We start from the raw sequence: 10317 nt of genomic DNA, 5'->3' as shown, positions 1-10317 counted from the left end.
CGCGCGACCTGATCAAGCTGGTCGCCGCCGGCGAGCCGGTGGTGATCTTTCCGGAAGGACGTATCACTGTCTCGGGCTCGCTGATGAAGGTCTATGACGGCACCGCGATGATCGCGGACAAGGCCGATGCGGTGGTCGTGCCGGTTCGCATCGAAGGCGCGCAGCGCTCGCATCTCAGCTACCTCAACTCTAGCCAGATCAAGCGCTCGTGGTTTCCGCGGGTGACGGTCACTATCCTGCCGCCCGTCAAGCTTCCGGTCGATCCGGCGCTGAAGGGCAAGGCACGCCGCAATGCCGCCGGCGCCGCGCTTCAGGACGTGATGATCGATGCTCTCGTCAAGAACGCCATGCTCGATCACTCGCTGTTCGAGGCGCTCGGACACGCCTATCGCGATCGCGACACCGGTAAGGTCATTATCGAGGACGCGCTCGGCACCAAGCTGACCTATCGCAAGCTGATCCTTGGCGCTCAGGTCTTGAGCCGGAAGCTGGAGACCGGTACCGCCGTGGGCGAGAATGTCGGCGTGTTGCTGCCGAATTCGGCGGGCGTCGCCGTCGTCTTCATGGCGCTGCAGAACATCGGCCGGGTCCCGGCGATGCTCAACTTCTCGGCCGGCCCGGTCAACGTCCTCGCCGCCATGAAGGCCGCAGAGGTCAAGACCGTGCTGACATCGAAGGCCTTCATCGAGAAGGGCAAGCTCGACAAGCTGATGGCTGCGATCTCCGCGGAAGCCCGGGTCGTCTATCTCGAGGACGTCCGCGCCTCGATCGGGACGGCCGACAAGATCAAGGGCCTGCTCGCCGGCACCGCGCCGCGCGTCGCCCGCCAGGCAACCGACCCCGCCGTCGTGCTGTTCACGTCGGGTTCAGAAGGAACGCCCAAGGGCGTGGTGCTGTCCCACCGCAACATCCTCGCCAACGCGGCGCAGGCGCTGGCGCGGGTCGATGCCAACGCCAATGACAAGGTGTTCAACGTGCTGCCGGTGTTCCACTCGTTCGGGCTGACCGGCGGGATGATGATGCCGATGCTCGCGGGCATTCCGATCTACATGTACCCCTCGCCGCTGCACTACCGGATCGTGCCCGAGCTCATCTACCAGACCGGCGCCACCATCCTGTTCGGCACCGATACGTTCCTCACCGGCTATGCCCGCTCGGCGCATGCCTACGACTTCCGCACCCTGCGCCTCGTGATCGCCGGCGCCGAGGCGGTCAAGGACCGCACGCGGCAGGTGTTCATGGAACGCTACGGCATCCGCATCCTCGAAGGCTACGGCGTCACCGAGACTGCGCCGGTGCTGGCGATGAACACGCCGATGGCCAACCGCCCCGGCACCGTCGGCCGCCTCTCGCCGCTGATGGAAAGCCGTCTCGACCCGGTCCCCGGCATCGAGGAAGGTGGACGGCTCTCGGTGCGCGGGCCGAACGTGATGCTCGGTTACTTGCGGGCCGAGAATCCCGGCGTGCTCGAAGTACTTCCCGAAGGCTGGCACGACACCGGCGACATCGTCGCGATCGACGCGGCCGGCTTCATCACCATCAAGGGACGCGCCAAGCGCTTTGCCAAGATTGCCGGCGAAATGGTGTCGCTGTCGGCAGTCGAGAGCATCGCCGCGACGTTGTGGCCGCAAGCTGCATCAGTTGCCGTGTCGATCCCCGACCAGCGCAAGGGCGAGCGCATCGTGCTGCTGACGACGGAGAAGACCGCCGAGCGCAGCGCGATGCAGGGCCAGGCCAAAGCAATCGGCGCATCCGAGCTGACCGTTCCTGCGGCGATCATGGTGGTCGACAAGGTGCCGCTGCTCGGCACCGGCAAGACCGACTACGTCACCGCAACCACGATGGCCCGCGAGCAGGCGTCCTCGCCGGAGCGCGAGGTAGCGTAAGACAGATGCGCGAGGCGCCTCAATCAGGCGACGCGCGATGCCCGGGAGTGGTTCTGCTTCACGGCATCGCGCGAACCTCGGCATCCCTGAGGAAGCTGGAACGGGCACTCCAGGCGAGCGGCTTTGCGACGCTCAACATCGACTATCCCAGCCGCAAGAAGGCGATCGCGGCCCTTGCAGACGACATTCACCCCGCGATCTCCGGTTTCGCCGAACGCGACGCGCCGCTGCATTTCGTCGCGCATTCGATGGGCGGCCTCGTCGCGCGCGCCTATATCGCAAAACACCGGCCGGCCCGGCTTGGCCGCGTCGTGATGCTGGGCACGCCGAACAGCGGCAGCGAGGTCGCCGATCTCCTCAGCGGATCCCGCCTCTACCGCACGTTCTACGGCCCGGCTGGACTTGAACTTACGACTGCGATCCGCGCCCTGCCCACCGTGGACTACCCCGTTGGCGTGATCGCCGGAAACCGCTTCATCGATCCCGTCGCCGGCCTCCTTGTTCTGCCGAAACCGAATGACGGGCGGGTGTCGGTGCAGAGCGCGATGCTGGCTGGCATGACCGACCATGTCGTCGCGAAGGCGTCTCATACCGGGCTTCCGCGTCACGCCGCCGCAATCGAGCAGACCATCGCCTTCCTGCGCGATGGGCGTTTCCGCACCGCGCCGCTCACCTGAGCAAGAGATACCGAACCGGGTTGTCATCGCACTGTCCCGCTCCACATTCGAGCACGGTGGACAGGAGATTTGCGGCAACCAGCAACGCAAAGATCGCGAAGACCGCGTTCGACGCCGGTCCGCTCGGGGGCGCATTCCCGTCTCGCTTGCCGGTCACATCCTTCAAGACGAAGACGAGCGCGACATAGCATATGACGCCGACGGCCGCGATCAGCGCCCAGGTGTAGAAATGCAAGCCCAACAGCGCCGAGCCGTATCCAGGATCGCCAGGCGCCAGATGCAGCGACACCTGCCGCATCGAGATGAAGCCGGTGACGAGGCTGGCCAGGAGGATCATCGCGTAGTGGGATGGACGTTCACCCAGGCGCATGTTGAACAGGAATCCCATGCCAATCGCGATGAACCCGGCCCGCTGCAGCAAGCACAGCGGACAGGGTAGCTCACCGAGCGCAAGCTGATAGAAGAATGCGACGGTCAAGATCAGCGAGATCCCGAGCAACCCAAGCATGTTCAGGATCGCGCCGACCGGCTGTTGCTCGCTCGTCTCTACAGGATTCATCTCGACACCATCAGAACGAGAATTTCAGCGGGTCGGTCGCGTGGTGGAAGAACCATGCGACGGTGACGAGGAGCGTTGCACTCCAGAGCGCATAGCTCAGCCCCGCGCGCGAGCGCCAGACGCTGGCGCAGCCTGCGAGCGCCAGCAGAAAAGGCAGGAACATGTACATGAGCACGGGCTCCCCAAGCGATTCGCGCAGCGCGCGAACGGCCAAGAGATACGTCAGCCCTGCACGCCCCTCAAGAGCCGGCTTCGCCGCGACGCTCCTGCGCGTAACGCACCAGCGCCGCGAAGCGGTAGATGCCGTGCACGAACTTGCCATAGGGCATGGTGACGAACAGTGCGAACACCGCGCCGAGGTGCAGCGCCAGCAGCGGCCCCATCGCGGCCGTCTCGCGCAAGATGAGCAGCAGCATGCCGGTGAGGCCGGTCAGGAACAGCATGGCGATGAAGCCGACATCCATGCCGTAGCGGTTCTCGTCGAGCAACGCCGGATCGCGCCGCATCCTGGCCGTGAACAGACCGACCGGGCCGATGATCAGACCGATTCCGCCGAGCGCGCCCAGCACCACGGGCAGGTCCCACCATGGATACGGCGCCTCGCGGCCGAGCAGATAGTGATACAGCGTGGCCACCGACGTCGCCGCAAAGCACAGCAGGAAGCCGTAGAAGGTCAGGTGGTGATACAGCTTGCGCCGGTCGGTCGGCTTGTCGTCCTCGTTGTAGCAGCCGACACCGCCGCCATGGAGATAGCGCAGCTCGCCCGCATCGCGGATCGCCTGGAAGATCGAGCCCCCATCGGCGCGGCCGCGGATCGGTCCACCGATGTCGCGCCAGAAAGCGCGCACGCTCATCACGAGCGCGAGGATCGCATAGAGGAACGCGGCGCTGAACAGCGCTGCCATCGTGTTGTGCGGCATCAGTCTGTAGAACGCGCCGGGACCGCTGTGCACGCCGAAAAGCACGCTGCCGTCGTTCAGGGCGGCGAAGCCGAGGATGAAGGCCGCCATGCTGAGCGCAGCGACGATGCTGATGACCAGACCGTTGCGGGCGAAAGCGCCGGACATCGCGCCCGGCCAGGCATAGGCGGCATAGGACTCGGCCCGCGAGATCGCGAGCGTTCCGGGAACGTTGACGTTGAACTCATGCGGCGGCGAGAACTGGCAATCGACGTAGCAGGCGCCGCAGGAATGGCAGAGATTGGCGAGATAGTTGAGGTCGCCGTCGGAGAAGGCGCGGCGCATTTCCATGGCGGGAAATACCGCGCACAGCCCCTCGCAGTAGCGGCAGGAATTGCAGACCGTCATCAGACGGTCGGCCTCGTCCAGGATTCTGGTTCCGTGCATGGCTTTACTTCGTTAGGCCCTTTGTCTCGAGCCATTTCTGAATCAGGCCCGCGACCTGGAGGTTGTTCTTGTCCATCATCACCATATGCGAATTGCCCTTGATGCCCGCCTGCGGGAGATCGACGATGTCGACGCTGCCGCCGGCAGCCTTGATGGCGTCGGCAAAGGCGATGCCGTTGGCGCGGATCTTGGGCCAGCGTGAATCGCGCTCGATATAATCGCCATAGATGATGAGCGTCGGGATGTTCTTCAGCACATCCGCCTTGGCGGGATCGCCAATGCCGGCCGGCTCGATCGCGATCAGCGCCTTGACCTTGTCAGGCCGAGCTTGTGCGACCTTGAAGCCGAAGCTGCCGGCCTGGCTGTGGAACAAGATCACGGACGGGCCGACGCGATCGATCTCGGCGATATAGGCAGCGACGATCGCATCATCCGTCGTTGTCCAGCGCGGCACGTTCTGCTTGACGAAATTCTCGTAGCCCTCGACGGGAAACTGGTTGCCCGGTAACAGCTTTCGCTTGGCGGGATCGGCATCGTAGGAGTTTAGCCCTTCGCCGATGCGGAAACGTTCGAACGGATTGGCGGTGGTGAGGAAGACCGGCTCGCTCTTGAATATGTCGGGGTATTGCGCCCAGCCAGCGCGCCCGCGCTCCACCGCGTCGGAATTATAAACCGCCCACCCCTTGCGCAGGAAATAGTTCAGCCAGCCTTCGCGTCCGTCGGGCGTGGTCTCGTAGGTGACGCCGGTCAGTCCGCCGCCATGCCACATCAGCAGCGGATAGGCACCCTTCTCGTTCGCGGGCAGGAAATACTGCACGTACATCTGCTCGACCTGATACGTGCCATTGGGATCGACCTTGGCCGGCACGCCGCCGGGCGTGAACACCACCTCCTTCACCGGCTTGCCGGAGATTTCGACGAGACGCCCGCCGACGTGGAACGAACCCATGTCGCGCAGGGTGATCGGCTCGGCGGCGTAGGCGTGCCCGACGGTCAGCAGCGCCGTGATCGAAGCAATGGCAAGGCGCGACATGGTTCCTCCCTTAAGTCTTTTCTTTAGTTCTTGGCGTGGCGCGCCGCTTCCCGTCCCGCGATCCGTCCGAACACGCTGCCGATGGTCATGCCCATGCCGGCTGCATAGCCCTTGCCGAGCACGTTGCCGGCCATGATCTCGCCGGCCGCGAACATGTTGCCTGAAGGCTGGCCATCAGCCATCAGCATGCGCGCCTCTTTGTTCACGCGGGTGCCGAGATAGGTGAAGGTGATGCCGGGCCGCACCGGATAAGCGAGATAAGGCGGCGTCTCGATCTTGCGCGCCCAGTGCGTCTTGGGCGGCGTGATGCCTTCGGTCACGCAGTCATCCAGAATCGTGTGGTCGAAGGTGCCGGGGCGCACCGCGGCGTTGAACTCGGCGACGGTCTTTTCCAGCGCCGCCGGGTCGAGCTCCAGCTTGCCGGCGAGTTCGGCCACCGTCTGTCCGGTGATCGGCGGAAACAGCGTCGGCATGAAGCTGGTGACCACGGTGGAGTCGAAGATGATGTAGGCGATCTGGTCGGGCTGCGCCGCGACCAGCCGGCCCCAGATGGCGTAGCGCTTCGGCCAGATGTCCTCGCCCTCGTCGTAGAAGCGCTGCGCGTGCTTGTTCACGACGATGCCGAACACGACGGAGTCGTGGCGCGTGATGATGCCGCCGTCGAATTTCGGTGCGCGGGCATCGATCGCGACCGCATGGCACTGGGTGGGATCACCAACCTCCTGCACACCCTTGTCGAGCAGCATCTTGAGGATCGAGCCACGATTATAGGGCGTGCCACGGATCAGGAAATTGTCGGCAGCCTCGCCCCAATATTGCTTGAGCCATTCGATGTTGGCCTCGAACCCGCCGGCCGCGGCGACCAGCGAGGTCGCCCGGATCTCGGTCTCGCCCCTGATCGGCCGCTTGAGGCGTGCAGCCAGGAACATGCCATCCTCGATCACGAGGTCGGTGACCTCGGCATCGTATTCGACGTCGACACCGAGCCGCTCGGCAGTGAGATAGAGCGCATTCAACATCGCGCGGCCCCCGCCGAGGAAGAACGAATTGGTACGGCCGAGGCTCAGCGTGCCGCCGAGCGAGGGTTGCCAGCGCACGCCCTGCTCCACGATCCAGTTCGGGATATCCTTGGACTCTCGGATCATGTGGCGCGCGAGCACTTCATCCGTTTGCCCGCCGGTGACACGCAGCAGGTCTTCCCAGAATTCCTCTTCGGTATAGGGGCCGGTCAGAATTTCGGTTGCCGCATCATGAGCGCAACGCATGTTGCGGGTGTGGCGGGTATTGCCGCCGCGATAGAATTTCGGCGCGCCTTCGAGCACCAGCACCGAGGCACCGCCGCGCCGCGCCGCGATCGCCGCGCACAGCGCCGCGTTGCCGCCGCCGATCACCAGCACGTCGTATTTGCTGCTCATGCCGTCCGCCCGATGCGACGAAGTTGAGACATTCTATCCGCCGGCGGCCCCGGTCAACCGGCACCACCATTGCGTACTTTTGTATACAAAGATATACAGAGACCCCGCAAGCGTCATCTCTGCATGGGCAGGATGCGCCTTGCTTCGAGGGAACATGGCGAGGCGTCCGGCAAAGACAGGCGGATCGATCGCGCGCGGCGGCGGCGTTGCCCTTGGCAAAGCTGTTTTCCGCTCGCTGTGCGAGGCGCTCCAGGCCGGCAGCTACCGCGCCGGCGACCGCCTGCGCGAGGAAGAGGTCGCGCAGCGGCTCAAGGTCAGCCGCACCCCGGTGCGCGAAGCGCTCGGCCGGCTCGCCGCGCGCGGTTTCGTCGAGCCCGCCGGCGGCCGCGGGCTGATCGTGCGCAATCTCGACATCTCGGAAGTGCTCGAGCTCTACGCCATGCGCGAGATCATGGAAGGTGCCGCGGCGCGCCTCGCCGCCGAATACGCTTCGGCGCCCGAGGTCGATGCGCTCCACGACATCGAGCAGGCTTTTGTCGAAACTCCCGCAGCAGACGCGGCCGAGATGGCAAGGCTCAATCGCAGCTTCCACGAGGCCATCTGCCGGGCGGCGCGCAACCGCTATCTCGACAACGCTTCGCGGGAATTGCAGGACTGGATCGCCCTGCTCGGCCCGACCACCTTCACCGTAACCGGCCGCCCCTCGTCCAGCCACGGCGAGCACCAGGCAATGATCGACGCCATCGCGGCCCGCAACGGCGACAAAGCGGAGCAGCTTGCGCGCGCGCACATCCGCGAGGCGCTGCGCTGCCGGCTGAAGCTGTTGCAGAAGCAGTAAGCGCGTGACGCTCAGGCCACGACGTCGACAACGACCGCCTTCAACGCGTCCCGCACATCGGCCGGCCTCAGCCGCACCTGCAAACCGCGCTGGCCGCCGTTGAGATAGACCTGATCATGCCCGAGCGCGCTCTGTTCGATCACGGTGCGCACGGGCTTGCGCTGACCGAACGGGCTGATGCCGCCAACCTTGTAGCCGGTGACGCGCTCGGCCTCGGGCGGCTTCATCATCTGCGCCGACTTGCCGCCGGCAGCGGCAGCAAGCTTCTTCATGGAGATCTCCTGGTCGGACGGAACGATCACGCAGACCGGCTTGCCGTCCACCAGCGCCATCAGCGTCTTCAAGACGCGCGCGGGGTTCTCACCGAGCGCGGCGGCCGCCTGAAGGCCGATGCTCTCGGCGTCAGGATCGTAGTCGTAGGCGTGGACGGTGAAGGCAACACCGGCGGCTTCAAGCGCACGGGTGGCTGGGGTGGCTTTGGACATGGGCGATGTGTAGCACCGGTGCGGCGGAGAACGAAGTCGAACTCCACGCTCTCAGCCGTCGTCCTGGCGAAAGCCAGGACCCATTACCCCAGGGAGGAATTTGGCGAAGATTAGTGGTGCGCGGTACTGCGACCGTCTGCAATCGATGGATCACGCGGTATGGGTCCTGGCTTTCGCCAGGACGACACCGATGGTTTGGCAGCAACGCGCCGCCAAACGAATACCGAACCCTACTCCGCCGCGTCCCGCATCTCCGCGCGTTCGGCTCTGGCCGCGCAGAACTTGAATTCCGGGATCTTGCCGAACGGATCGAGCGCCGGGTTGGTCAACAGGTTCGCCGCCGCCTCCGCGTAGCAGAACGGCATGAACACCATGTTCTCCGGCACGTCGCGGTCGGAGCGGACCTTGACCTCGACGGCGCCGCGGCGGGTCTCCAGGCGAATGAAATCGCCCGGCACCAGCTTCTTCTTGTGCATGTCCTTCGGCGACATGAACGCGACCGCCTCGGGCTCGATCTGGTCCAGCACCTGGGCGCGGCGGGTCATCGAGCCGGTGTGCCAGTGCTCCAGCACGCGGCCGGTCGACAGCACCATCGGATATTCGGCGTCCGGGATCTCGTCGGGCGGAATGACCTTGGCCGGCACGATCTTGCCGCGGCCGCTCGCGGTCGGGAAGCCCGTGGTGAAGATGATCTCGTTGCCGGGCTGGTCCGGAGCGTCGACCGGATAGGTCACCGCGCCTTCGCGCACCAGCCGCTCCCAGGTGATGTTCTTCAGCGACGGCATGAGCTCTGCCATCTCGGTGAAGACCTCGCCGGGACCGGCATAATTCCAGGGCAGGCCCATGCGCTTGCCGATCTCCTGGATGATCCAGAGATCCTGTCGCGCATCGCCCGGCGGCTTGATCACCTGGCGGGCGAGCTGCACGCGCCGATCGGTGTTGGTGAAGGAGCCGTCCTTCTCGGCGAACGCCGAGGCCGGCAGGATGACGTCGGCATGGAATGCGGTCTCGGTGACGAAGAGGTCCTGCACCACGAGATGGTCGAGCATCGCGAGCGCCTGGCGCGCATGCTGCAGATCGGGATCGGACATCGCGGGATTCTCGCCCTCGATATACATGCCCGTGATCTCGCCGGCGTGGATCGCGTTCATGATCTCGACTACGGTCAGGCCGCGGACGGGATCGAGATCCTGCTGCCACAGCTTTTCGAAGCTGCCGCGCAGATCGTCGCGGCCGACCGGCTGATAGTCCGGCAGGAACATCGGGATCAGGCCGGCGTCGGATGCGCCCTGCACGTTGTTCTGGCCGCGCAGCGGATGCAGGCCGGTGCCGGGACGGCCGACCTGGCCGGTGATCAGCGCCAGTGCTATCAGGCAGCGCGCATTGTCGGTGCCGTGGACGTGCTGGCTGATGCCCATGCCCCAGAAAATGATCGACGATTTTGCCCGCGCATAGGTTCGCGCCACCTCGCGCAGAGTCTGCGCCGGGATGCCGCAGATCGCCTCCATCTTCTCCGGCGTGAACTCCTTGATCTTCTCCTTGAGGTCCTCGAACCCCTCGGTGTAGCCGGCGATGTACTGGTCGTCGGTCAGCCCTTCGGTGATGATCGTGTTGATCATCGCGTTCAGCATCGCAACGTCGGAGCCGGGCTTGAACTGCAGATGCTTGGTCGCGTGACGCGACAGCGTCTGCCGGCGCGGATCCATCACGAACAGCTTTGCGCCGTTCTGCTTGACTGCGTTCTTGATGAAGGTCGCGGCGACCGGATGGTTCACGGTCGGGTTGGCTCCGATCACGATGATGACCTCGGCATCCATCGCGGCCGAGAATGGCGCCGACACCGCGCCCGAGCTCAGGCCTTCGAACAGCGCCGCCACCGACGAGGCGTGGCACAGACGGGTGCAATGGTCGACGTTGTTGGAGCCGAAGCCGGTACGCACCAGCTTCTGGAACAGATAAGCCTCTTCGTTCGAGCCCTTGGCCGAGCCGAAGCCGGCCAGCGCCTTCACGCCCTTCTCGTCGCGGATCTTGACGAGACCCTTGGCGGCGATGTCGAGCGCTTCCTCCCAGCTCGCTTC

Annotated in this window: 10 protein-coding genes; 3 read left to right on the top strand and 7 right to left on the bottom strand. The window is 65.1% G+C overall.

Annotated elements, in window-relative coordinates:
• Positions 1–1886: AMP-binding protein (locus tag IC66_RS0125590; protein WP_157158090.1), on the top strand; the 1886-nt coding region annotated here is incomplete at its 5' end.
• Between the two features lie 5 nt (positions 1887–1891).
• Positions 1892–2563 (top strand): alpha/beta fold hydrolase, encoded by a 672-nt coding sequence (locus IC66_RS0125585; RefSeq protein ID WP_038949563.1) that lies wholly within the window; start codon positions 1892–1894, stop codon positions 2561–2563.
• Here IC66_RS0125585 and IC66_RS0125580 read toward each other — a convergent pair.
• The 5 genes from IC66_RS0125580 to tcuA all read right to left on the bottom strand — a co-directional run bounded on the left by IC66_RS0125580 (position 2556) and on the right by tcuA (position 6916).
• Positions 2556–3122 (bottom strand): disulfide bond formation protein B, encoded by a 567-nt coding sequence (locus IC66_RS0125580; protein ID WP_038949562.1) that lies wholly within the window; start codon positions 3120–3122, stop codon positions 2556–2558. The genes IC66_RS0125585 and IC66_RS0125580 overlap by 8 nt on opposite strands.
• A 10-nt stretch (positions 3123–3132) precedes the next feature.
• Positions 3133–3291, bottom strand: coding sequence for a DUF5993 family protein (locus tag IC66_RS47795; protein ID WP_038949561.1), 159 nt, complete (start codon positions 3289–3291; stop codon positions 3133–3135).
• A gap of 70 nt (positions 3292–3361) precedes the next feature.
• On the bottom strand, positions 3362–4468 hold the full coding sequence (gene tcuB, locus IC66_RS0125570) for a tricarballylate utilization 4Fe-4S protein TcuB (RefSeq protein WP_038949560.1): 1107 nt from the start codon (positions 4466–4468) through the stop codon (positions 3362–3364).
• Between the two features lie 4 nt (positions 4469–4472).
• Positions 4473–5501, bottom strand: a complete 1029-nt coding sequence (locus IC66_RS0125565) for an esterase (protein WP_038949559.1) — start codon at positions 5499–5501, stop codon at positions 4473–4475.
• A 23-nt stretch (positions 5502–5524) separates the two neighbouring features.
• Positions 5525–6916, bottom strand: a complete 1392-nt coding sequence (gene tcuA / locus IC66_RS0125560) for an FAD-dependent tricarballylate dehydrogenase TcuA (protein WP_038949558.1) — start codon at positions 6914–6916, stop codon at positions 5525–5527.
• 154 nt (positions 6917–7070) lie between these two features.
• Here tcuA and IC66_RS0125555 point away from each other — a divergent pair, with 154 nt between their 5' ends.
• On the top strand, positions 7071–7754 hold the full coding sequence (locus IC66_RS0125555) for a GntR family transcriptional regulator (RefSeq protein WP_038949557.1): 684 nt from the start codon (positions 7071–7073) through the stop codon (positions 7752–7754).
• An 11-nt stretch (positions 7755–7765) separates the two neighbouring features.
• Here the strand turns inward: IC66_RS0125555 and ybaK are convergent, their stop codons facing one another.
• On the bottom strand, positions 7766–8239 hold the full coding sequence (gene ybaK, locus IC66_RS0125550) for a Cys-tRNA(Pro) deacylase (protein WP_038949556.1): 474 nt from the start codon (positions 8237–8239) through the stop codon (positions 7766–7768).
• 230 nt (positions 8240–8469) lie between these two features.
• Positions 8470–10317 (bottom strand): molybdopterin oxidoreductase family protein (locus tag IC66_RS0125545; RefSeq protein WP_038949555.1); only part of this gene is annotated, 1848 nt, incomplete at its 5' end.

The organism is Bradyrhizobium genomosp. III (genome assembly GCF_000261705.1).
Classification (GTDB): Bacteria; Pseudomonadota; Alphaproteobacteria; order Rhizobiales; family Xanthobacteraceae; genus Bradyrhizobium; species Bradyrhizobium ottawaense.
Note: the sequence above shows the minus strand (reverse complement) of the source record. Positions and strands in the feature narration are given on the sequence as shown.

Coding starts and splice junctions, on each gene's coding strand:
- IC66_RS0125585 (WP_038949563.1), top strand. CDS start 1,892: ATGCGCGAGGCGCCTCAATCAGGCGACGCGCGATGCCCGGGAGTGGTT.
- IC66_RS0125580 (WP_038949562.1), bottom strand. CDS start 3,122: ATGAATCCTGTAGAGACGAGCGAGCAACAGCCGGTCGGCGCGATCCTG.
- IC66_RS47795 (WP_038949561.1), bottom strand. CDS start 3,291: ATGTACATGTTCCTGCCTTTTCTGCTGGCGCTCGCAGGCTGCGCCAGC.
- tcuB (WP_038949560.1), bottom strand. CDS start 4,468: ATGCACGGAACCAGAATCCTGGACGAGGCCGACCGTCTGATGACGGTC.
- IC66_RS0125565 (WP_038949559.1), bottom strand. CDS start 5,501: ATGTCGCGCCTTGCCATTGCTTCGATCACGGCGCTGCTGACCGTCGGG.
- tcuA (WP_038949558.1), bottom strand. CDS start 6,916: ATGAGCAGCAAATACGACGTGCTGGTGATCGGCGGCGGCAACGCGGCG.
- IC66_RS0125555 (WP_038949557.1), top strand. CDS start 7,071: ATGGCGAGGCGTCCGGCAAAGACAGGCGGATCGATCGCGCGCGGCGGC.
- ybaK (WP_038949556.1), bottom strand. CDS start 8,239: ATGTCCAAAGCCACCCCAGCCACCCGTGCGCTTGAAGCCGCCGGTGTT.